This is a genomic window from Peptoanaerobacter stomatis (assembly GCF_000238115.1).
Taxonomy (GTDB): domain Bacteria; phylum Bacillota; class Clostridia; order Peptostreptococcales; family Filifactoraceae; genus Peptoanaerobacter; species Peptoanaerobacter stomatis.
Genome location: NZ_JH414564.1, coordinates 12,924 through 38,402 on the forward strand (window position 1 = coordinate 12,924; position 25,479 = coordinate 38,402).

17 protein-coding genes are annotated in these 25,479 nt (G+C 28.6%); 5 read left to right on the forward strand and 12 right to left on the reverse strand.

From position 1 onward, the window contains the following. Positions 1 to 245: 245 nt before the first annotated feature. Positions 246 to 2,390 carry a Tex family protein gene (locus HMPREF9629_RS09630; RefSeq protein WP_009526209.1) on the forward strand — a complete coding sequence of 715 codons (2,145 nt, stop codon included), beginning with the start codon at positions 246 to 248 and terminating at the stop codon, positions 2,388 to 2,390. Positions 2,391 to 2,608: 218 nt separating this feature from the next. Then, positions 2,609 to 3,130: a zinc ribbon domain-containing protein gene (locus tag HMPREF9629_RS09635; RefSeq protein WP_009526210.1), complete on the forward strand. Its 522-nt coding sequence runs from the start codon at positions 2,609 to 2,611 to the stop codon at positions 3,128 to 3,130. 164 nt (positions 3,131 to 3,294) lie between these two features. On the opposite strand, the gene HMPREF9629_RS09640 is transcribed toward HMPREF9629_RS09635, so the two are convergent. The 6 genes from HMPREF9629_RS09640 to HMPREF9629_RS09665 all read right to left on the reverse strand — a co-directional run bounded on the left by HMPREF9629_RS09640 (position 3,295) and on the right by HMPREF9629_RS09665 (position 8,203). Further along, positions 3,295 to 4,026: a hypothetical protein gene (locus tag HMPREF9629_RS09640; protein ID WP_009526211.1), complete on the reverse strand. Its 732-nt coding sequence runs from the start codon at positions 4,024 to 4,026 to the stop codon at positions 3,295 to 3,297. A 20-nt stretch (positions 4,027 to 4,046) separates the two neighbouring features. Further along, positions 4,047 to 4,940 carry a hypothetical protein gene (locus HMPREF9629_RS09645; RefSeq protein WP_009526212.1) on the reverse strand — a complete coding sequence of 298 codons (894 nt, stop codon included), beginning with the start codon at positions 4,938 to 4,940 and terminating at the stop codon, positions 4,047 to 4,049. A gap of 328 nt (positions 4,941 to 5,268) precedes the next feature. Next, on the reverse strand, positions 5,269 to 5,433 hold the full coding sequence (locus tag HMPREF9629_RS09650) for a hypothetical protein (protein ID WP_009526213.1): 165 nt from the start codon (positions 5,431 to 5,433) through the stop codon (positions 5,269 to 5,271). Between the two features lie 1,103 nt (positions 5,434 to 6,536). Beyond that, on the reverse strand, positions 6,537 to 6,734 hold the full coding sequence (locus HMPREF9629_RS09655) for a hypothetical protein (RefSeq protein WP_009526214.1): 198 nt from the start codon (positions 6,732 to 6,734) through the stop codon (positions 6,537 to 6,539). A gap of 84 nt (positions 6,735 to 6,818) precedes the next feature. Next, positions 6,819 to 7,553: a hypothetical protein gene (locus HMPREF9629_RS09660; RefSeq protein ID WP_009526215.1), complete on the reverse strand. Its 735-nt coding sequence runs from the start codon at positions 7,551 to 7,553 to the stop codon at positions 6,819 to 6,821. Positions 7,554 to 7,780: 227 nt separating this feature from the next. Beyond that, on the reverse strand, positions 7,781 to 8,203 hold the full coding sequence (locus tag HMPREF9629_RS09665) for a DUF4234 domain-containing protein (RefSeq protein ID WP_009526216.1): 423 nt from the start codon (positions 8,201 to 8,203) through the stop codon (positions 7,781 to 7,783). Between the two features lie 187 nt (positions 8,204 to 8,390). On the opposite strand from HMPREF9629_RS09665, the gene HMPREF9629_RS09670 reads away from it, so the two are divergent. The 3 genes from HMPREF9629_RS09670 (at position 8,391) to HMPREF9629_RS09680 (ending at position 11,200) form a co-directional block, all read left to right on the forward strand. Beyond that, entirely contained in the window at positions 8,391 to 8,702 is a 312-nt protein-coding gene (locus HMPREF9629_RS09670) for a helix-turn-helix domain-containing protein (RefSeq protein WP_009526217.1), read from the forward strand. 223 nt (positions 8,703 to 8,925) lie between these two features. After that, a complete protein-coding gene (locus tag HMPREF9629_RS09675) occupies positions 8,926 to 10,254 on the forward strand; it encodes a CCA tRNA nucleotidyltransferase (protein ID WP_009526218.1) in 1,329 nt (442 codons plus the stop codon). Between the two features lie 130 nt (positions 10,255 to 10,384). Further along, positions 10,385 to 11,200, forward strand: coding sequence for a Cof-type HAD-IIB family hydrolase (locus HMPREF9629_RS09680; protein WP_009526219.1), 816 nt, complete (start codon positions 10,385 to 10,387; stop codon positions 11,198 to 11,200). Between the two features lie 51 nt (positions 11,201 to 11,251). On the opposite strand, the gene HMPREF9629_RS09685 is transcribed toward HMPREF9629_RS09680, so the two are convergent. From HMPREF9629_RS09685 to HMPREF9629_RS09710, 6 genes are all read right to left on the reverse strand, one after another. Further along, positions 11,252 to 12,112 (reverse strand): MurR/RpiR family transcriptional regulator, encoded by an 861-nt coding sequence (locus tag HMPREF9629_RS09685; RefSeq protein ID WP_009526220.1) that lies wholly within the window; start codon positions 12,110 to 12,112, stop codon positions 11,252 to 11,254. A gap of 18 nt (positions 12,113 to 12,130) precedes the next feature. Then, positions 12,131 to 12,868, reverse strand: coding sequence for a tRNA pseudouridine(38-40) synthase TruA (gene truA, locus HMPREF9629_RS09690; protein WP_009526221.1), 738 nt, complete (start codon positions 12,866 to 12,868; stop codon positions 12,131 to 12,133). A 59-nt stretch (positions 12,869 to 12,927) separates the two neighbouring features. Further along, positions 12,928 to 13,737 carry an energy-coupling factor transporter transmembrane component T family protein gene (locus tag HMPREF9629_RS09695; protein ID WP_009526222.1) on the reverse strand — a complete coding sequence of 270 codons (810 nt, stop codon included), beginning with the start codon at positions 13,735 to 13,737 and terminating at the stop codon, positions 12,928 to 12,930. Then, a complete protein-coding gene (locus tag HMPREF9629_RS09700) occupies positions 13,737 to 14,591 on the reverse strand; it encodes an energy-coupling factor transporter ATPase (RefSeq protein WP_009526223.1) in 855 nt (284 codons plus the stop codon). The genes HMPREF9629_RS09695 and HMPREF9629_RS09700 overlap by 1 nt, the downstream gene beginning before the upstream one ends. Continuing rightward, the gene (locus tag HMPREF9629_RS09705; protein WP_009526224.1) at positions 14,576 to 15,412 is read right to left on the reverse strand and encodes an energy-coupling factor transporter ATPase; all 837 of its coding nucleotides are present in this window, start codon (positions 15,410 to 15,412) and stop codon (positions 14,576 to 14,578) included. The genes HMPREF9629_RS09700 and HMPREF9629_RS09705 overlap by 16 nt, the downstream gene beginning before the upstream one ends. A gap of 459 nt (positions 15,413 to 15,871) precedes the next feature. Continuing rightward, the gene (locus tag HMPREF9629_RS09710) at positions 15,872 to 25,333 is read right to left on the reverse strand and encodes an MSCRAMM family protein (RefSeq protein WP_009526225.1); all 9,462 of its coding nucleotides are present in this window, start codon (positions 25,331 to 25,333) and stop codon (positions 15,872 to 15,874) included. Positions 25,334 to 25,479 lie beyond the last annotated feature (146 nt).

Here is a 25,479-nt window from a genome sequence, read left to right on the forward strand (position 1 = left end):
CTGTGATTTTAGTTTTTTAAGCAATATTTTGATGTTTTTTTCTCTAATTCACTACAAAATTGAACAAATATATTATATAATATAAAATTAAGATAGTTTTTTATTCAAAAATATTTAGCTACGGCTAATTACAATATATTTTCATATAATTATGAAAAGCATCAGTATTAATACTTATTGATTATCATAATTTAAACAAGTTATTAATGCAAAAAAATATTCTATTAAATTTTTAAGGAGTAAATATGGATATACAAAAAATACTTATGCAGGAGTTTTCGCTAAAAAGCGGTCAAATTGAGAATATAATGACACTTATAGGCGAAGGAAAGACAATACCCTTTATAGCGAGATACAGAAAAGAGGCAACCGGAGGAGCAAGCGATACACTTCTTAGGGATTTTGACGAAAGATTAAAATACTTGACTTCACTATCAGAACGTAAAAGCAGTGTAATAAATCTAATAGAAGAACAAGGTAAAATGACAGAAAATATAAGACTGTCTCTTGAAAATGCTATGACACTTCAAGAAGTAGAAGACATATATGCGCCGTTTAAGCAGAAAAAAAGAACAAGAGCAAGTGTTGCAAAAGAAAAAGGATTAGAGCCTTTAAGTCAAGTATTATTAGACGGCAACGAAAAAATAGAAGATAAAGCAGATGAATTCATAAACGAAGAACTTGAAGTAAACTCTACAAAAGAGGCAATCACAGGTGCAATGGACATAGTTGCCGAAATAATAGCCGATGATTTTGAACTTAAAAAACAGCTTAGAAAATTGCTTTTTGATACAGCAGTGATAATGACATCTGCAAAAAAAGGTGCAGAAGAAAAAGAAGATTTCTCCGTATATAAAATGTATATGGAATTTAGCGAAATATCGTCTAAAATGCCGTCTTATAGAATACTTGCCATAAATAGAGGTGAAAAAGACGATATATTAAAAGTGAAAATAGATTATGATTTTGAAAAATTTTTAGAAACAGCTCAAAAATCTTATATAAAATCAGAAATTCATAAAGATATAATGACAGATACAATAACAGATTCACTCAAAAGATTAATGTTACCATCACTCGAAAGAGAACTTCGCTCAGAGATGACATCAAGAGCCGAGGAAAAAGCCATAGCCGTTTTTGGAGAAAATTTATCAGCATTGTTAATGCAATCTCCTCTTAAAAATAAAGTTGTATTAGGTTGGGACCCTGCATACAGAACAGGTTGTAAGATAGCTGTAGTAGACGAAACCGGAAAAGTGCTTGACACTACAACAGTGTATCCGACTATGCCACAAAACAAAGTCGAAGAAACATCAAAAGAAATAACTTCCCTAATAAATAAATATAAAGTGAATATAATATCAATTGGAAACGGAACAGCGTCAAGAGAATCCGAGCAAATAGTTGCAGATATAGTAAAAGGAATGGATAATGTATATTATACAATCGTAAGCGAAGCAGGTGCATCAGTATATTCCGCATCAAAACTTGGAGAAGAGGAATTAAAAGATATGAACGTATCACTTCGTGGGGCTGTATCCATAGCAAGAAGAATACAAGACCCTATGAGCGAGCTTGTAAAAATAGAACCTAAATCAATAGGCGTAGGTCAATATCAGCATGACGTAAATCAAAAAAGATTGAGCGAAGTATTATCCAATGTTGTTGAAGATAATGTTAATAAAGTCGGTGTTGACTTAAATACGGCATCTTACAGCATACTCGAATATATATCCGGCATAACACCATCAATTGCAAAAAATATAGTAAAATACAGAGATACTTCAGGAAAATTTAAAAACAGAGATGAACTTTTAAAAGTATCAAGATTAGGCCAATCCTGTTTTGAACAATGTGCAGGTTTTTTAAGAGTTAAAGACAGCCAAAATTTACTCGACAATACAGGCATACATCCTGAATCTTATGAAAAAACATATAAACTTTTAGAAATATTGGGAGTAGATATATCAAACGATAACTTCATTTCAAAATTCAGCGAAAAAATAGACAAATTTTCCCAAAAAGAGTTAGCCGACAAATTGGAAATAGGTATGCCAACACTTATAGATATAATAAAAGAACTCAAAAAACCAGGACTTGATATAAGAGACGAAAAAAATATTTCACCTGTTTTGAGAAGCGATGTATTAAAATTGGAAGATTTAAGCGAAGGTATGATATTAAAAGGTACAGTAAGAAATGTACTTGAATTCGGTGCATTTGTAGATATAGGTGTAAAAAATGACGGTTTGGTACACATATCACAGTTAAGCGACAAATATATTAAAAATCCTATGGATGTAGTATCAATAGGTGATGTTGTTAATGTAAAGGTAATCGGCATCGATTATGATAGAAAAAAAGTAAGCCTGTCTATGAGAGGCATATAAATTGAATTATAAAAATAAATTTTTAATTTAAATCGGTAGCACTATTTTTGCTTAATTTTAATACTGTTATCTAATAGCATAATATTTTTTACGATAAGAAATTTATAAATAGTATTATATTAAATTTATACAATGTTATTTTTCTATTGTTCTATCAAATTTTAGTATAAGCTCTCAACTTTTTAGCTTTAATTATTACAGCATATGGAGGAAATATAATGTATATAGATGGGAAAAGAATTGACAAATTATTAAAATCTTTAAAAATAAAATTTTTTATATGGACATTTTTTGTAATTATATCAGTTTACGGAATTATTTCAGGTTTTACGGAAAATTCAGAATTGGCAGATAGCATGGTAACATATATTCAATTTGCAGTCCTGTTCTCCGTTTTAGCCTATTTGAATTTTAGAAAAAGCAATTTAATTAAAAGTGCTTATTTATATAATAATATATTCGTTCATGATGCATATGGATATATTAGTTTATCTGAATTAGCTTCAAAAATGAATAAAACAAACGATAGTGTAACAAAGGAAATAGAAAAGCTATTAAAATTAAAAATATTGATAAATATATCCTTAGAATTAGGTGGTAGTCAAAAAATAATGCTCATAAAACCTGACAACTCTGATAATTTTAATGAAAGTGTTGAGTGCCCGCACTGTGGAGCAAGAATTACAAAAAGAGCCGGCTTTGTAGCCAAATGTGAATATTGCGGTTCTGAAATAAAATAATCATAAATACATTAAATTATAAAGAAAATATAATAATAAACATACTAAAAAGCCACTATGTACTATGGCATATATGTAAAATGTTATTTCATAAAATATTGCTGTTGCTGTAATTTTCATCATTTAGTAACAGCAATATTTATGAATTTTTCTACTTAAACATATTATTTTTTATAATTTCCATTATCAATAACTTTTACAATGTCGTCAACATATATTCCATCTCTATAATCTGCATCTATAAATCTGTAACCATCAGCAGAAAATACTTCAAAATTAGCTACCATATCAAATATATCCAGTTTTGTTTTATCATAAATTTGTATTATAGTAATATTCCCATTAACATCCTCAATTATAGCTGTGTCTTTATCTGGATCACTAATATTGATCAATGCTCCATGAGAATTGCCAATTTTATATTGTATTGAATTAAAAATATAATCATATTTATTTATATCTGGTAATAAATTTATTTCAAATATTGATATTTTTTCGTTCTTTTTTTTTATATTATTTTGAAAAAATTCTCTTGTACCTGAAATAACATCCATATATACATCATCTGGATTATGTGGTTCATGAAATCTCCACACAGAATGATCTTTCTCAACTATTTCTGTATATATGTTATATTTCCCAACTTTGAAACTATTACCAAGATTTTTATCTATAATTCTTGCATCTAATTCTAAAATATCTGGAACCGATTTTATAGTTTCATAATTATTTGTAATTTCCCCTTCATATTTTTTGTTATCTAACCTAACAACATATTTTTCATTTGTTATAACGTTACGGTATTTTTTATATTTTTGATCTTGATTATACCATATTAATATCCAGATTATCACTGCTATAGTTATGCTCATTATAATAAATATTTTCTTTTTCATAATAAGTTTCCTTTATATTATTAATTATTCATATTTGTTACACTTTTAATCTTATTAAGGTATATTTTATCTCTATATGGAGAATTTATGAATTTATATCCATCTGATCTGAATAATTCTAAACTCATAACTGCATTAAATATGGATAAATTATGCTTGTGCATATCATTCATTATAATGACATATACATTGTTATATCCATCTCTAATAAACGCTATTGATGTCATTGGATCATCCATTGTATCTTGATATAATATCGCTATATGTGTATTGCCTACTCTACATATTTCTGGATCCGCATTTGGATATATATCCTTTATGGATTTTTCAGCTTCTATTAAAAACGTACCTGTGTCGGTTATACCATTTTCATAGAATGCTGTTTCACCTTGTATGATTGATACTATCATGTATTCAAAATCATTTTTATCTTTAACATAGTATGTTGTAAAACCATCATCTATCTCTTTTGTATATGATGAACCTGGTATAACTTTGAAACTTATTAAACCATCTTCATCTATTATACGTCTATCTATTTTCGGATTATCTGGTGTTGGGGTTAACTCATTAACACCGGATTTGAAATAGTAATACAATTCTGACATATCATATGTTTGACTATCAGTCATTATATCTATTGCTTTTAATTTTTTTTCTTGTATTGATAGTTGTTTTGATTCAACTTTATTTGGTTTACTAATTAACGGTATTTTACTTGAATTATATTTTAATTGTTGTACTTCATAATCTAGATTTGATAATTTATCTGCCTTCTCTCTTTCTTCTTTATAATATGCTTTATTTTTATCGCGTGCTTCTTCTGATTCGTTACCTATACTTTTATCTTGAACACAGCCTGTAGGTACCATTAACGTCAACAAAATTCCTACCAATAATAAGTTCTTTTTCATTATAATCTTTCCTTTTCTAATTTAAAAGTTCATCCATATAAGATTCAATCTTTATAGCTGAATCCATAAATTCATCAAACACATCTTCTTTATAATCTCAGCTAAGAATATCTTCAGATATAAAAAAAGTAACTCAACTTTCCCACATATAAACAGGAAACAAATCCTTCAAATTACAAGGAAATAGAGAAATAATATTATATACTTGACTTTTTATTAATTCATTTTTAAAAACATATTGTTTAATTATATCATCAAATAATATAATTAAAGCATTAAGTGCAGGTAATAGTTTAGCATCACTTACTTCATCAAATATCTTGTAATATCATAAATTTGTTGTTGGATATCTAAAATCATTATTTGCTCTTTTTAAATATTCAAGCACCATATATCTTGTAAATACTATACTTATATGTGATATCATCATATCAAAGTTTACTATTTTAAACTCCTTTCCAAGTTTTAGTAAATCCTTTGATACTTTAAACATTACTTCTATGTTCCATCTATTATCGTAGATTCTTATTATCTCTTTTTCTTCTACTGTAATATCTGTGCATAGTAATGTAAGATATTCATTTTTCTTGTTTTATAAGTCATTATTTTTTTTATGTGTTGCAATTATATTGTAAACCTAAAATTTTTTCTTGTGAGTTTATATAAGCTGTTTAATATGTTATATGAACCTTTATACAGATATTTTTATTTTAATTGTTTTACCATACCTATAACGTGCATATCTATATTCAGCATATCGAGTAAAAATGGTTCATTTGTAAACTATGAATCACATAAAACATAATCGGCAATAATACCTTTTTTATGGCATTTTCTACAAGAATTTTGCATACTTTAGGTTTTGATGATATTTCTTGTAATGTTCTGTATGTAGCTTAAAGTTTTTTTAGATATGTTTTTGCATCACATATATACCACCTAATAAAGGTGTTTTTTGATTGTAATTTTAACAAAAAGCAAGGCTTTTTATCTATTAAAAATAATTCTGAAAATGTATTAATTTTTATGTCAAGTTATATATTATTGTGTTAATAAATGTTATTATTTCAGTATTTATATTACATTTTTTATGCAGGAAAATTGAGTTTATAAGATTAAAAGATATAATAGACAGATTATGTGACACAATAAATTTATTAACAAAAATTCGGTAAAGAATGCTACAACTAGAAAATAGATAAAAATCAATAGTTTAAATAGAGTTTAGTATCAAACACTGAGAATTGTATGTAAATGTTTATATAAAATTTGAAATCAAGTATAAGGGCAGAATTTAGCTTTAAAATGACGTTGAATATGTCAGGATTTTTTTAAAATAAAAAATCCTGACATATTCAAAAACATATTTTATATTTTTTGTTAAATAAAGGCATAGTGAATAAGTATTCCCAATTCAACAATTTTCATAAAAATCTAATTTACATAAAAATCTTAGCAATACCGTGCGAGCTATAATCCAATAAGACTTCTTTTTTCTTTAAAATATAATATATTTACAATATAGATACACTCTTATATTTTAAGGCAACCATACTTTCTTAATAAGACATATCCTATATTTTTGTTTTTTTAGAATTATGCTATTCCAAAAAATTTAAGGAGCGAGCCCGAGATAACCAGCCAAACTACCACAATCGCAATCAGCTTTTTCTTTACATTAAAAAACATTGAATCAGCTCCAAGTAATCTCATAAATAGTCTGTATGCCGCATTAACAACTATAACTGAGGCAACAAATCCTAAAATAAGAATGATTATTCCTACAATCTCCACTTAATTCACCCCCTTCCTAAAAATCCAAAAATCAATCGAAACAATTATGCTATAATATATCACTTTTATATAATATACAATGTGCTAACCGATAAACAGTGCTTTTTTAATTCTATTAACATTTTCCAGTTCTGAAGGGAAATAAAGAAGTATGGAATCATAAATATCTTCATTAAGGTAATCATAACCTACTGCCTGGATATAAGCATCAATTTTATCATTTTGAGAAAGTCCTTTAATATTATCCAATATATTGTCTGCTTTTGTAGACTTATCCTTTGATATACGAGCAAATCGAAAAGTTTTCCCTTCGATATTTTCCGTTTCTTTCTCCATAATATTTATGGTATAGTCTCTTGAGTTTTCCGAAACTTCAATTAGGCAATCAAGAAACCACCCATAAGTATCATATTTTTTAAGAAATTCTCTTCGTAATTTTTTTATCTTATTTTTTGAAAATAAACCACCAGAATTCAATTGGTTATCCTCAATATCACTTAATTCTCTATAAGTATCTTCAAGATGCTTTTCTACATATCTGTTGTTAATAATATCTATATAGCTTCCTCTATTATAAGCAAATATTTTATTTTGTTTGAGAAACGAAACATAATTGTCTATTATTAAATCTATATACTTAGAAAGCATATCTGCAAACTTATCTCCCCAAGCTTCCGGATTTTCTGCAAGGGAATAATATTCAGTTCTAAATTTTGGTTCTAGAGCATACAAAATTTTTCTTTCGTGGTTGTATATTACCCCCATATTAAAGTGTCTGCTATCAAAATATAAAGTCTTACCCAATAAATTAAATTCCATATTTAATCTCCTCTATAAAAGAAAAGCGTATTTTTCTATTATTTCAAAATTTCCATATGATTCGAATTCATAATTTAATATTGTTTAATATCCATTTATAAATTATAAGTTTTAATAAAGTTGGTTAACGAATACTCTAAATAAGCCTCAAATTTAAGGTTTACTTGCTCAATTTGTCACATAGGTTTTTATAAAGAACTATTAGAAGCTGTCCATACTCCACAATCTCATTCTGAGAAGTTATTGTCCATATATAAATTATTAGTCCATATCAAAACAAAAATCCCAAGAGTTATAGGTCCTAACAAAAGATATGTCAAATATCCATTTATAGTATTTTTATGATCATATTTACTGCAAACTTTGTCGGCTTCATCAGCTATGTTTGCAATTTGCACTAAGCCATATATATTAAATGTTATAAGCGATAATAAAATTATCTTCCAAAAATTTCTATCCGTTCTTAATATTGGTCTATATTCTGATTGATTAAAATTATTGTTCATCTGATTATTGTAATTTAACTGTGCTGTATTATTTCTGCTTGTCATATTCTGCATATTCGCTATATTTCCAGAATTATTATTTGGTGTATTCACTTCATTATGTGAATTGCTATTTACTTGATTAAAATTATTATTATCTTCCAAAAAATATTCTCCCTCCTTAAAATAAGAGACAACAAATTCTTATTTCCAACTAATGAATAAAAATATAATTTAATTCTATATTTATATACATTTTATATAATTTAATTCTATATGTCAATATTTTTATAGATTTATATTCCCTTTTTATCAGAAAATTAATAGTACAATTATCATAGGTGGTGATAATATGTATAATAGCAAAGATTTCGCCAAGCGATTAAGTGAGCTAAGATTAATCAATTCGGTGTCGGCAAGAGATATGAGCTTATCATTAGGACAAAGCGAAAGTTATATAAATAAAATTGAAAATTCTAAAGCTTTTCCATCTATGGAAATGTTTTTTTATATATGTGATTATCTAAATATATCGCCGAAAGACTTTTTTGATTATGGCGTAAAAAATCCTAATCTAAGAGATGCAATAATACAAGATTTGAATCAGATTGATTATAAATATATAGAAAATTTGCACGAAATAATAAAAGGCTTAAAAAAATAGATATTATAAAAAACCATATATTTTATCAAAATTAAAGATATTTATGATAAAATATATATAATAGCTATATATAACATACTGAAATTCAATTAAATCATATAAATCAAAATACTGTTTTAAAATTAATTACAATATATTCTTTCATATATATAAGTATCAGAATATTATTTATTGATTATTTATATGTTATCAATGATAATCATATATAAATAAGGTAGCAAATATGAACACCAAAAATTTTACTATGCAAAAAAATGCAAAAATAATAATATCTGCTCTAAAAAATCATTCTTACGATGCGTATATAGTAGGCGGTTATCTTAGAGATATGATGTTAGGCAAAAGGGTAAATGACATAGATATAGCTACAGACGCCCTGCCGGACGAAGTTACAAAAATATTTAAAGATAAATATATAGTAGCCCATACAGGCATAAAATACGGTACTGTAACTGTAATAATTGATAATGTTCCCATAGAAATAACAACATATCGTAGTGAAAGCAATTATTTAGACGGCAGACATCCTCAAAAAATAAATTTTGAAAAAGATATAAAATATGATCTGTCAAGGCGAGATTTTACAATAAACGCTATGGCTTATAATGACGATGTAGGTCTAATAGATATTTTTAACTCAAAATTCGACTTAGAAAATAAGATTATAAGATGTGTAGGAAATCCGAGGAAACGATTTAAAGAAGATAAATTGAGAATGTTGAGAGCTATACGATTCGCATCTCAGCTTAATTTTGAAATAGAACAAAATACTTTTGATGCAATAAAATCATTATCACACACAATAAATGATATATCCATAGAACGTATGAATGTGGAACTTACAAAAATGCTTCTCACAGAAAAACCGTCAAAAGCTTTCATCTTAATGTATGAAACAGGTTTGTTGAAACATATTTTACCTGTTATAGACGATATGTACGGATATGACCAACAAAATCCGTATCATCAGTATGATTTGTTTTTTCATACAATGAGTGTACTCGATAATGTAAAAAATGATATAATTTTAAGATTATCCGCCCTATTTCACGATACAGGCAAACTTTACACAAAAACCGTAGACGAAAACGGTATTGCACATTTTTACGGACATAACAAGATAAGCAAAGAAATAGCCGTAAAATATCTTAAAAAGCTTAGATATCCGAACAATATAATAAATATAGTATCTCTTCTTGTTGAAAAGCATATGATAGCACCTGATACTATAACCCCAAAAGGCATAAGACGACTTATTTCATATATAGGCAAAGAAAACATAAACTATCTTGTAGAAATACAAAAGGCTGATTCAATGTCTACAACAATCGGCGATAATGATATATTTGAGAAAAAAGTAAAACAGGTATTGGATGAAGAAAATATATTTACAAAAAAAGACCTTGCTTTAAATGGAAATGATATAAAAAAATTAGGGTATACAGGTAAGGAAATAGGCGAAATACTAAATTATTTAATGGAAATCGTCCTTGACGAACCGAGGCTTAACACCAAGGAAATACTATTGCAAAAAATAAAAGATATGCAATAATTTTTATAAGCTTGGGTAAATATAATTTTATAATAAAATTTTAATGCTATCTGATTAAACAGTGATATAATAAAAATGATAAACAATTATAAATATATTATCTTAAAAACAGTTTAAAGGAATTTTCGATATGATAAAATTAGTTGCACTCGATTTGGACGGCACACTTCTCGGATCTGATAAACAAATATCATCTCAAAATGTAGAAATAATAAAAAAACATCACGAAAAAGGTATAAACTTTGTCATATGTACAGGAAGAACTCTATCAGAAGTGTACCATATAGACAGTATCAAAAACTTGCTTCCATACACAGATTATACCATACTCACAAACGGTTCCGCCTGCATAGATAAAACAGGCAACACCATATTTGATATTCGTATAAATTCCGAAGATGTGAAAAATATACATTCAAAGCTTGATCATATGAGCATGATGTTTGAATTATATTCAAACGGAAAAGTTATCTGCAGTGAAAAATCACTCAAAGAATACAAAGACTATATAAACCCTGACTTTTATAAATTAGTTGAAGATACAAGAATGACCGTACCTGATATACTCAAATTTTCAGAAGATGAACAAGGCGGAATCAATATGATTTTAGCATCCTTTTTAAGTAATTCAGATATGAAAAAAGCTTATGAAGCAGTAAATACTATGGATTATTATATAACACAAGTCGGTGAAAGAGCTATTGAGGTACATCATAGTAGTGTGGATAAAGGTAACGGTATATCTAATTTAGCTGAAAAGCTTGGTATAAATAAAGAAAACATACTGTCAATCGGTGACAGTCACAACGATTTGACCATGAGAAAAGCTGTAGGAACACTTGTTTCCATGGGCAACGGTATAGATGAATTAAAGGATATTTCAGATTTTATAACATCCACTAATGATGACTTTGGAGTATATCACGCACTGAATAAACTCTTATAAATAAAAAATGTTGTTACAAAATGATAAAAAATCATAGTAACAACATTTTTATTATTCTCTGAATATTCCCTGCATTTTCCAAATGTATTTAAATTGTTCAAATTTATTTTTTACTTCTTCTTTTTTCTTTGAACCTACTGCGACAATTATAGCATTTATTACGCTAAGAGGTGCAACCAAAGAATCTACTATGGATGTCATATTATTTACAGCTATTATTGTATTGTCCGAAAGTTCTCCTATAGGAGAATGTTTGGAATCCGTTATTGCTATTATATTGGCATCTTTATCTTTTGCATATTTTAATATATCGTAAGTTCTTGATGTATATCTCGGGAAACTTATTCCTATTACCAAATCTTCTTTTTTTACATCTACTATCTGCTCAAACACATCTGTATATGTATATTTTATAAGTTTTATATTATCCATCATAAGCTCTAAATAATATGCCAGATATTCGCTTAAAGATGTTGATGTTCTAAGACCCACAATATAAATTTTTCCTTTGCAGTTCACTATATCATTTATTATTTTTCTAAAAGTATCAGATTCTATCCTTGCCAAAGTTTGTTTAATATTATGTGTATCATTTTTGAGTACACTTTCAAATATTTTATATTCATCTATATTGTCAAAACTCATCTTAGCTCTTTGTATTATAGTAAGCTGATTTTTTATAACTTCCTGTAGATTTTTTTGTAACTGCGGATAACCGTCATATCCAAGCGCATAAGCAAATCTTACAACTGTAGATTCGCTTACATCAGCCTCTTCTCCCATTTTAGACGCTGTCATAAAAGCACATTTGTCGTAGTTTTTTATTATAAAATCCGCTATTTTCTTATGACCTTTGCTGAAATCATCATATCTGTCTCTTATAAGTGTAAAAACATCTTCCATCTTGTTCATATTTTCTCCTGTTTTATTTTATTGATAGCACACTTCTTTCAAAAAAAGACCTTGTGGCTTTGCCGTTGCACCTGCATATGATCTGTCTTTTTTTTCTATTATCCGCTTTATATCTCTCTCATTTTTATTAAGTCCTATATCTATAAGCGTTCCCACTATTATTCTAACCATATTATATAAAAATCCGTTACCCTCTATCTCAAATGTAATCATATTACTGTTTTTTAATATATCGGCACTGTATATTGTTCTTACAGGATTTTTAGGATTATTTGTCTCATATGTGTAAAATGATGTCCAATCATATGTTCCAATCAGCATCTTCACATTTTTTGACATCAAATCCATATCCAATTTTTGAGCAACTTGCATAGAATATTTATAATAAAACGGACTTGAAATTTCACTGTTATATATCCTATACATATATGTTTTCTTTTTTGCTGTAAATCTTGCATTAAATGCAAAATCCACTTCTTTTGATTCAATCACACGTATATCTCTTGGAAGTTTGGAATTTATTGCATATGCAAATTTTTGAGATGGAATGTTTGAACCTGTCTTAAAATTACATACCTGTCCTAAAGCATGTACACCTGAGTCTGTTCTACCTGATGCAATTAATTCTATATCTTCTCTCGTTATGTCTGATATAGCTTTTTCCAGTGTTTGTTGTATGCTTACAGCATTATTTTGTTTTTGCCAGCCACAGTAGTTTGTGCCATCATAACTTACTTTTAAAAATATATTTTTCATAGTTTTTCAATTCATTAAACATTTTATAATACTATCATAATTTCAAAAATTAAAACTCATCACAAAATCTTGTAATTTCTAATCAATACACTGATAATCAAATAAAAAAATAATATCGCAAGTGCAATGTAATCTCTTTGCACATACTTAATCTGTTTTAATCTTGTTCTTCCCTCACCGCCATGATAACATCTTGACTCCATAGCCATAGCGAGCTCGTCTGCTCTTCTGAACGCACTTATAAATAATGGTACTAACAGAGGTATCATGCTCTTAGCCCTGTTTATTATATTTTTACTTTCAAAGTCTGCACCTCTCGCCATTTGAGCTTTCATAATCTTGTCGGTTTCATCTAATAATGTCGGTATAAATCTGAGTGCTATAGTCATCATCATCGCCAATTCGTGTGAAGGTAAACCCATTTTTTTAAACGGTGAAAGCATATTTTCAAGTGCATCTGTAAGTTGTATAGGCGTTGTTACAAGCGTAAGCATTGATGCCCCTATTATAAGCAATAACAATCTTATCAGCATAAAAAAGCCTAAATTCAATCCATCTTGTGTTATCTTGATTATTCCGTATTCAAAATATATCTTGCCTCCATTTGTAAACAAAACGTTTAGAACAAACGTAAAAAGCAAGAGATATATTATTGCTTTAACACCTCTTAATATATATGAAAATGGTACTTTTGACAAAACAATAACCGCTGCAAGCATACCAACTACAAATATATATGCAGAGAATGTATTTACAATAAACAATGATACCATAAAAACAAAAGTAAATATTATCTTAACTCTCGGATCCAGCTTGTGAATTATTGAGTTTGTAGGATAATATTGCCCTATGGTTATGTCTTTTAGCATTATTTCTCCTTTAAATTTTTAAGTATCTCTAATTTTATATCATCAATGGTTAAAATGTCATCTGAAATATCAAAGCCTTGCTCTCTCAATTTTTTTGCCAAATCCAACACTTTCGGTACATCTAAACCTATTTGTTTAAGTCTTTCTTCATGCTTAAAAACTTCCTTAGGTGTATCAAAAAATTCTACCTTGCCTCTATTCATTACGAGTAATCTATCAGCAAGTTTGGCAACATCTTCCATAGAGTGAGATACCAATATAATGGTATTTTTTTCTTTTTCATGAATTTCTTTTATGTTTCTGAGTATATCATCTCTACCTTTCGGATCTAAACCTGCTGTTGGCTCGTCCAATATCAATATCTCAGGTTTCATAGCAATTACACCCGCTATTGCAACTCTCCTTTTTTGTCCTCCTGATATATCAAACGGAGATTTATCCTTTGATCTTTCATATTCCAATCCGACAAGCTGCATAGCATCTTTTACTCTTTGAGTTATCTCATCTTCATCAAGTCCGAGATTTCTCGGGCCGAAAGCTATATCTTTTTCAATAGTTTCTTCAAATAGCTGATATTCCGGATACTGAAAAACTAAACCTACTTTTTTTCTTACATCTGTAAGTGAGATTTTTTCATCTGTTATATCCAAATCATTTATAAAAATTTTCCCATAGTTACTTTTCAACAGTCCATTTAAATGCTGTATAAACGTAGACTTTCCTGAGCCTGTATGCCCTATAAGACCGATAAATTCACCTGTTTTAATCTCTATATTTATATCATCTAATGCTATTGTTTCAAACGGAGTATTCGGTGCATATATGTGTTTTAAATTTTCTACTTTAATTGACATAAGCTATCCACCATCTCCTCAACTGTAAGAATCTTATCATCTATGTTTACACCGTTTTTTCTAAGTTCATACGATAGTTTTGTCATAGGCGGCACGTCCAGTCCTAATTTTTGCAAATCTTCAACTTGTGGAAAAACTTCTCTCGGTGTCCCTTGCATTACGATTTTTCCCTCTTCCATAACATAAATATAGTCAGCTTTTATAGCCTCCTCCATAAAATGTGTTATATGTATTATCGTAATATTCTCTTCTTTATTCAACTTTTCTACTGTCTTCATAACTTCATATCTACCACGAGGATCAAGCATTGCAGTAGATTCATCAAGTATTATACACTCAGGTTTCATAGCGATTATACCTGCTATCGCTATTCTTTGCTTTTGACCGCCTGATAATAGATGTGGAGCTCTTGTAGAAAATTCACTCATCCTCACAGTTTCCAAAGCATAATCAACTCTTTTTCTTATTTCTTCAGACGGTACACCCATATTTTCAGGACCGAAAGCCACATCATCCTCAACTATTGTCGCCACTATCTGATTATCCGGATTTTGAAAAACCATTCCACATTTTTGTCTTATATCAAAGACTCTATTTTCATCAGTAGTATCTATATCATCTATATATACTTTCCCTTTTGTAGGTGTAAATATCGCATTCAAATGTTTTGCAAAAGTAGATTTCCCTGAACCGTTATGCCCCAAGACCACTATAAACTTACCCTTTTCTATATTAAGTGATATATCATCTACGGCTCTGCGCACATTTTCATAATCTTTATATTCATATATCAAGTTTTCAACTTGAATAAAAAATTTCATTTTTTCTCCATTTCATAAATTGTATATAATAAAAAATACTTTGTAATAATAGCATAAATTATGAAAATTTTCAACAAATTTATGAAAGCATTCTATAAAAAATATGCAAAATCTAATATCAGTATAATTGTCTAATAGTAATCTCTAATCTCATAATAAATAATTTAATATTATAAGTCTACAAATATTGCCGGATTTTATTAAATTTACATATTTTTCTATTATTCTATTAACTTTTAATATAATATAAAGTTGAATAAATATCAAAAAAATAAAAAAATTAACCTAAAAAGACAAATTATAATCTTTTTAGGTTAATTTTTTATACTAATCGTCAATAGAATAATAGATAATTTATTGATAAGAAATATATGAATATAGTTATATATTTACTAAATTTTCACAACGCTATTTTTCTATCATTCTATTGAATTTTAGTATTAATTTTAATATTTTATTTTATATATTTTTATTTTTTCTTTTCAACAGCATTGCTAAAAGTATTAAAGCAAAGCCTGAGATAGTTGTAGTTGTATTACTATTTGAACCTGTTTTTGGTAAAGTTTTATTTTCAAAATTTATCTGAGAAAGAGGTGTGTTATCTTCTATTAACTCTATAGAATTGTCATCCTCATCATACTTTATTTTACCGCTAAGAGGTACATCCGAATCATTTACAAACTCTAAAAACACACCATTGTCTTTTAACAATACTCTTGCAGTTCCTATACGGCGGTTTTGCTTATCAACAATTTCATAAACATTTTTAGATTCTATAGCTTTCTTAATCTTTTCAACATTAGATTTATCTTTTGTATTGTCAGTTGTTGTTGAATTTGGTTTAGTAGCTCCATCAGGAGCTGTATTGTTGCTTTGTTCGTGTCTATTGTTGTCAGTATTTGTTGCAGGTTTATCCGGCTTTATGTTTACAGGCATTTGACCATTTGGTGTTTTAGAAGCATTGTATATTTGTTTTAAATTATCCTCTTTTTTTTGTGTCGAATTTTCATTCGGTATATCAATTTGAATAGGAGCAGTGTTTGCGAAAGTATTTAAAGTCAAACTTTCAGGTATATTAGATTTTATAGGGTTTTTAGGTATGTTCAGTTTCGTCGTATTCTTAGAAGTATCAGAAAGTGAAAATATTATACCGGGCACACTTTGAGATGAACCTCCGCCGCCATCTCTGATACCGCCACTATTTCCTCCGACACCCCCTCCAAAACCACCACTATTTCCTCCATTAATTTCATCATCGCTGCTTGATGGTCTCGGTTCGTTTTCAAGTGTTACAGGCATAACAGTATCAAGCGATATTTCAAATTCCATACTTTCTTTGTTAAGCTCATATACGTTTGGTGCTTTTATTTCTTTTATAGTATATTTACCTATCGGCATTACTATTTGATTCTTATTTGTTACTTGATCTTTTACGATATAGATATTCTTATCTTTTGTATCTATATTCTCTGCTCTTCCATCTTCATTTGTAACAAATGTAGCTATTTTCCTATTTTCTTTATATATTTCTATATGAGCGTTACGCAAAGGCTGTCTGCTATTTTTATCCACTGTTACAAATTCCAACAAACCTGTTTTTTTAGTATTTTTTACGTTTAATTCTAAATTTTCCTGATTTAATTCTACTGTTATAGCATCTTCTAATAACCTATATTCTTCCTTAGCTTGAGTTTCTTTTATAGTGTAAGTGTCATATATTAGATTATCAAATATTATTTTGCCTTGTTCATCAGTAGTTTTTACTATAGCTGTAGTGTTGCCTACTTTCGTTCCCTTAAGTTCAAACTCTATTCCTTGTAATTTTTCTCCTGTTTTTTCGTCTGTTTTTGTCAATATTATACCTGTTCTTATCTTTGTAAGCTTGTACTCTATTTTTATTATTGTATTATTATCCGCATCTTTAAGCTCTACTTTTTTAACTGTATGATTCGGCAAATAATTAGGGTTTACTTTGGATATGCTTATATTATGTTTTCCCTTCGGTACATTTGTATAGATTATTTTGCCTGTTGAATCCGTAGTTTTTTCGCCGATATTAATAATTGATATTTCAGTATCATCTACCGGTTCATTTGTTTCACTGTCAATTACGGATACTTCTATCTTAGCTGCAAATTTATTATTTGTTATATCTTTTACTACATCTCTATTTCCATAATTTATGCTCAAATCTATCTTGCTTGTATCCATCAGTATATTATTTGGAGTTTTTTCTTCTTTGATGTAGTAATTACCGAAAATAATATTTTCTTTTTTTACTGTACCGTCATTTGTAATAAGTGTGTCTATTTTTTTATCGGAATCATCATATAATCCAAACTCAACGCCTGTTAGTTTATTACCGTCTGTATCTTTTTTGTTGATAGTAAGTGAACCGAAGAATGCTTCATGCGAAATATACAAGGTGTGATTTGTTACTCCGTTTGTATCTTTTCCGTCAGCTGATGCAGGTTTTATTTCTACTTCTTTTATATTTCCGCCTTTTGTTGTAGTAGCTGTTTTATTATTGAATTGTTCGTATCCTTTTAATACTTCTTCATTATCAGCATATTTTTCAACTACTCTGTATTTTCCCTCTTCTAATGTTGTAAATACAAATTCACCTTTAGTATCTGTAGTTGCTTCTCTAATTTTTTGCCAGTTTATCCCGTCATACTTTTCAAGTTCCACTTTTATATTTCCAAGCTTTGCTTCAGCATTTGTCAGTTTATTACGTGAATATGTGATTAGTTTTATCTCTCCAAGTATTTGTTTATTTCCAAGAGTGTAGCTTATAGTGCTGTCGTTTAATGATACATCATCTGCCAGTGTTATATTATGCTTCTTGTCATTTAGGAAATATCCATTTGGTCTGTTAAGTTCTTTGTAATACAAGCCTTCTTGCCATAATATGCCGTCATACTTCTTTACTCCATTTAGGTAAGTAGCATCAAAGTTCATAACACCGTCCGCTCCGCTTGTAGCTTCAGCTATTTTAGTGTCATTTTTGTCAAATATTGCCACTGTTGCACCTTGTACAGCATCATTTGTTCCATCTTTTACCTTTGTTATTTTAAATTTTACATATATAGGTTTATTCTCTACAGATATATTTGTATCTGCATTTATATCTTTTTTAAAAGAAAGATTATTTGATAATATTGGCGTTCCATTATCATTTACTACTATGTTAGCTGTATATCCCATTTTTCTTGTTTCTTGTATTACATAGTAGCCTGTATTTATTTCTTCTTCTATTTTTCCGTCTATATTTGTAGTAAACGTATAGTCTGCGATATTATCAAGTTTTGTATAATTTTCGTCTGTTTCATATAACTTAAACTCTACATTTGCAAAATTTGCAGAATTACCATCTCTTGTTACACTTTTCTTGTTTAGTACAAATTTTGATTTTATTTTAGTATTTGTAGCTATTACTGTCTTATCTGCTGTTATTTTCAGTTCACCTGATATTTTTTTACTATCCTCAACGACAGTATCATATAGCTGTAAGCTGTTTTGACTATAATGAGGCGCAGGAGTTATTTCTGTTATTTTTATATCTCCTTTTTGGACATTTACTTCTATTTTACCGTCGGCATTTGTAGTAAATATAGTAGTATTATCAGTGTTTTTTAGCTTTTCATAGCTACCGTTTATATTATTTTTTCTTTCTATTTCAAATTTTGCACCTTTTATTAATCTGTTATCATTTGCATCTTTTTTTACTATGCTAAGTTTTACTGTTTCTACTTCATTGTTTATTGTTTGAGTAGTTATGGCATCATTACCACTAACTTTGACATAGTATGGAGCTGATTTTTGGTATCCGTCCGGTGCTTCTACTTCTGTTATCTTATATATACCTTTTGGAAGCTTTTGTTCTATTACACCATCTTCTACACCTACTGTAGCTGTAATAGCCTCATATACTCTGTCTTTGAAATACGGATGTGATTGTAGATTAGTAGGAGCTGTTATGCCATTTACAAAACCTGCAGGTACCTTATTTATATCTGCTATATATTTTATAGTGAACTTAACATTATTTACTTTTTGATTTCCTGCTGTTTTTGTTATTTTAAGTGTTCCATAATCTACTGAGTTTGTTTTTTCTATAAGTTTATTGGTATTTTCGTCAGTTCCTACTATCAGCTTTGCAGTTCCGTTATCATTTTCTACCTTTACTGTTGTTACGGCAGTATCTTTCTTATATGGATCTATTGTAGCTGATTCTTTTAACTCATATTCTCCTACAGCGATGTTTTCAAATGTTGCTATACCGTTTTGATTGGTACTTACTGTTTTGCTGAATTTCCCTACAATATTTGAATTTGTTTTTTCTGTAAGAGTATACTGTACTCCTTTAAGTGGCAGATTATTTTTATCAGCTATATCATCATTCGCACTTTTCTTTTTCACGTCGAAATTTAAGGTTAAAGCTGTGTTTAATATAACAGTGGCATTTTTTTCATCTGTTATTATCTTTCCCTTATTTTTGTTGTTATCATCTACAGTATATATTTTTTTATTATCATTTATTTGAATTCTATATCCCGTAAATATATGATTATCTACTGTGTCAAAATTTACATATGATTCAGGTGTTTTATAACCTTCAGGTATTTTTTCATATAGTTTGTATGTGCCCACTTCAAGATTATCCCATGAAGCTTGTGCAATATCACCGATTTTTGCAGTATCTTTTTGGATTTTTACAGCAGATACATCTTGCGAATTTTCATTTGTTCCTTGTAATATAAAAGATACTCCACTCAAATATTTATCTCTGCTTACATCTTTTTTAGATATTACAATCTTTGATTTCATTCTGTTGTTTACAAGACTTTTTGTCTCTGTTCTTCCAAGTATTAAACCACTTGTATCGCTATCTCTTGTTATAAAATAAAACGTAGAATCAAGTATATATCCGTCAGCTGCCTTTGTTTCCTTGTAACCGTATTTTAAATCTGAAATATTATCAAATGTCACTATTCCACTACCATCTACTGTCTTTTCATCTATTTTAGTTCCTTCTTTTCCGTTTACAGCAGTATACAAGGCTATTTTAGTACCTGTTACAGGATGTATACCGTCACCTGTTTTTGTTATCTTGAGTGTATTATAATCTCTATGGTTGTATATTTCTTTTGTCACATCTATATCAGTTACACTTGCACGTAAATCTACATCTATTGATGTATTATTTGCTGAGCTTGATGTGAGATTTTTGGTATCAGATAAATCTATATAGCCATAGTAATAATTTGAGTGCATATTTTCTTCTGTAAGAGTATATTGCCCTTCTTTTACATACAATACATCTCCTTGCACATCTATTATATTACTGTTATCTTCAACAACTTTATATTTTTGTGTAGATGAATTTACAGTAAATTTTGCTGTGATATTACTGTCATTCTTATCAGTAAGTGTAAATGTTATATCTTTGTTAAATATTTTAGTTTCATCTGTTCCGTCATATTTTCTTATTACTTCTTTTTTATTTATTATTAATCTTTTAGCTTTTTTATAGAGTGCATCCGTATTTGTCGCTGTAAGCTCTGTCATAAAGCTTGACTTACTCACATCCACTTTATTAGGCGCTGATGAATTTTCGGTACTTATAAAATCTGTGCTTATTTCAGGCGTAATATAATAAGGTATAGCGGGAGCTATTATATCATAGATATCTTCTGCTATATCTTCAAACAGAACATAGTCGTTAGAAGCTGTATTTTTCTTTAATTCTCCTTTTGTTGCTTTTAGTATTATATCTTTGTTATTTGCGACTGTATTATCTGTAAAATTTATACCTGCTCCAACAGATGCCCATTGTTTTAAAGTAATGCTGTGTTTTTTCAGTCTTGATATCTTCACTACTATTACATCTTCTGCGCACTTATTCAAGACTATTTCATTATTATTTATATTTTTATCAGCAGTAGGTTCACCGTTTATAGATAACAACTCTATTTTATAGTTCTTTAAGTTGACATCACCTGCAGGTATTTGCAATTTTACCTTGTCATCGGTAGAATTTTTAAGCATGTCTTGCGTTATAGTATCTACATCAATAATATATTCATTTGGTGATACCAAACTTTTTATAGCATTTTTTAAAGTAATGGCATCTATCTTTTCGTTATAGCTTGCATTGTTTTTACTATACTGTAATGAAATATTAGGTGCTAATGTGTCATCAAATCTACTGCCTATATCACCTTCAAATTTTATTTTTAATTTATATTCGTTTAGTGATACATCATATTTTACATTTGTTACTTTATCTGCCACTGTTTTTTCGAAGTTACTCTCAAATTCTCTTAATTTCGGATTTGCAGTAGAATCTTGTTTTAACTTTACTTTTACAAACTTATCCGCTGATATGTTTACAGGCACCTTAGTATTTATTCCTACTTTTACAGTCTTATATAGTGTTTCCGTAGAAGTTGGACTGTCTTTTATAATCACTTCAAATTCAAGCTCATTTGGAAATATAGGACATTTTCCATTTTTGCAACAGCTTTCGTTAGTATAGCTTATGTTTATAAGACTTCCACCTTTAGGAACTATCAAAGTTCCGCTACCTCTTCTTTTAAAAGTGATTTTAGAACCGTCTTTTACATCAGCATCCGTCGGATCTTCTTTATAGCTTATTGCATTTTTCAATGCTTTTGCATTTTCGTTATTGACATGAGCATTATATGATATTTTGATAGGCTCAGTTATATCTTTTGTAAATCTAATGCTCATAACATGTCTTGCTTTTGAATCTACTGAATAATTTACAACATAGTCTGATTCGGGTACTCTTGTACCGTTTGAATAAGTCATTATTAATGAATTTGGCATGAATATCTGATCTTCGGATAATACATCGTAGATATAAGTACCTTGAGGTACTTTTTCAGCTATTTGATTAAATATAGCTGTATAGTTTATTTCATAGGCATTTAATTTGTTTTGAACACCTGTTTTATCAAATACCTCTCTTATCATTGTATCTACAATTGCTGCTATATTTACAGAAGTTAAAGGCGGTACATTGATTTCATTTTTAAGTTTAAATTTTGTCTTATTGTATATATCAAACTCTGTATTTGTCTTCTCATCATCTGTATACTTAGTATCTATTTGTGTACTGTATCTTATAGAATAACCTGTTGTTATAGGGTTCAAAAACGTTATGGTATATGAGCCGTCTCCATTATAAGTTTTTGTATAATCGGTATTTTCAATTAATTTATGATCCATATCATATTTTATATCGCCATATTTGTTAAGTTTATATGGATATATATTAAAATTATCTATTATCTTGTGATATCTTTCATCTATGGTTGTAGTATCATCAGGACTGTCTTGTTTTATTGGATATATTTTTACAGAAGTATTGGCAGGCAGCTTTTCTCCTGCATAATTTATATTTGTAGTCCAATCTATTAATCTGTCCTTAATATCACCGCCATGAAGTGTACCTGAAATATTACTGTTATTTTTATATGACTCATCGACCAATTTTTGAGGTATTATATATTCCACTTGATTATTGTTAGTGTTTGCCCCATTATACTTATCTTTCCAAGTTGCTGTTATTTTATTTGGAAAATGAGTTTTTTCAGTAGATATATTGTCATTTTTTGTAAAATGGGCTACCATTTTTATTTCCAATTTATTGGAAATTTCTTTGTTTATTGATAATTTAAAGCCCTCTGTTGCATCCGCTTTTTTCTCAAAAGTAAAATCCGCATCTGTAATACTTGTATCTGAAAAACTGATGTCTCCTCTTTCTATACTTAGACCTTTGTTTACAAATGTATCGTCTATAACTATATTTTTCATCGGAGCTCTGTTCGGCTCTACATATATATAAAACAGCATGGTTTTATTTCCCATGTCCAAATCGTCATATACTGTTATATAATTATTGTCTTTTTTCTCTGAATGAGTTCTGATATATTTATAGATTCTATTGTGCGTATTACCTCCAAGTCCTGCACTTGCACTCTTACCATCTAATGTTGCTGTATTTACTACATCATTAGGTGCATCTAATAAAGTATCATATTTTATCACATAAGACTTATTGCTTTGTTCGTTAAAACTTATATTAAAATCTCTTGTTGTATCTGTTATTTCAGATACGGTATATTTATCAGAACTTACAAGTCTTTCATTTTCATATGGTGCATCCCAAAGTTTATAATCAGGGTGATTTTCATCTTCTATTTTTTTAGGAGTTACTTCATACACTTTTATTGTATCTTTTAATACTTTAATATTGTCAGCAGGAGCTAAGCCTATGTTGTCATAGACTACAGGTGCTATATTATGTTTGTCGAAATTTACGGATATTTTCCATGTTGACTTGTATCCTTGAGTAGTTTTTGATATACCGTTTACTGATTTTTTTATGTGCATAGACTTTACTATTTCAGCTGTATCGGTAGCACTGTGTTCTTTTGCGGATAATGTAGTCTTAGCTATATTTTCTATCAAAGACTTTGTTTGTATATTAGATATTTTATTTTTTATAGGTGTATCATATGTTATTTCAAAAGTATCATTTTTTTCATCGTCATTTCTTTCAAATTCATATTCAAAATTATTTCCGTTACCCGTTGGAACGACATCTATACTTCTATTTTTATCAATGTTTTTTATAGTTATTTTTGTAGGTATGTCTATAGCGTATTCATCAGAATTTATATCATTATTTTCTTTTTTCTTACTTGACATAGCCTCTGTAATCTTGATTTTATTGTCTTCAATTACAGTTTTGGCAGAGTTTAATGTCAATTTCCAGCTTATCTTATCACCGTTGAAGTTAACAATCTCATGAGTTTTTTCCAACATATCTGTAGGTTTGAAATCTACTTCAGCTTCGGATGTAGTACCCGAAAATTCTGCCATATTTTTTATAAGTGTAGAGGAAGTGTTGTTTGACACTACATTTTCTTTAACTGGTGTAACAAACTCTATTCTTATAGGATAATCTATTTGCTTATTTACTGTTATAGTTGCTACATTACCGGATATAGACTTACTTACACCGCTGATAATCTCATCAGTAATTTCTTTATTTCCGTGTAAATCAATATTCAGTTTTTTTGCTACAACAGTTGTATTGTTGTCAAATATAACCTCATTTGGTATATTTTCTATTATGTTAAAATTTGAAATAGTTTCAGAAAATAAGTTGGTATCAATAAACCATCTTATACTGTTTAATTCCTGCAATCCTATTTTTTGTATAGATGATGTTATACCTTTTGGTGCAATATTTACAGTCAATATTTTAGTTCCGTTTTCAAAAGGAACTTCTATCTTTGTTTTAGTATGGTCCTGCACTTTGATCTTAGTAGGTAATTTTAGTATATATTCAGCAGGCTGCGATGTCAGCTCTATATCTTCAAGACATTTTAAAATAATATGTTTCTTACCGTCAAAGCCAATTTGTATTTTATAAGTAAATCCGCTATCTGTATATTCATTATTTTCAAATGTAGATAAATCTACCGGATAATCAGGAAGCGTTATATCTATAATATCATCTTTTCTTATTGTTTCTTTTATTTTTGTGTCAATTTTTATATTAAGTGGTGTATCTAATGTTATATGTGCATCGTCGAAAGCTTTTTTATCAGTCAAATCAAGAGTTGTTTCATTGTCTTCTCCGGCATTACTCAACACTTTTTGTAAGACTATATTTGCCTCAAAATTGGAAAAAGTTATGCCTCCTCTTGCAGTACCTGCCCCTCCAAACATCATTTGATTTCCGGTAGTGGTACTTACTGTATTTAAACCGTTTATGTTGTCAGCTAATACATTGATATAAGGATATTGCATATTAATAAATATCCCTATGGCTAACAAAATGCTAAATATTTTTTTATACTTTTTTATAAATTTATACATATTTTACCTCCATGTAAAATATAAAATGTATGTATAAAATATACTTTCATATAGCGATTAGCAGTATTATTCTAAGATATATTCATACTACAAACAATAATATTTTTTTAAATCAATAGTTATACTAATACCTAATTAAATAGACA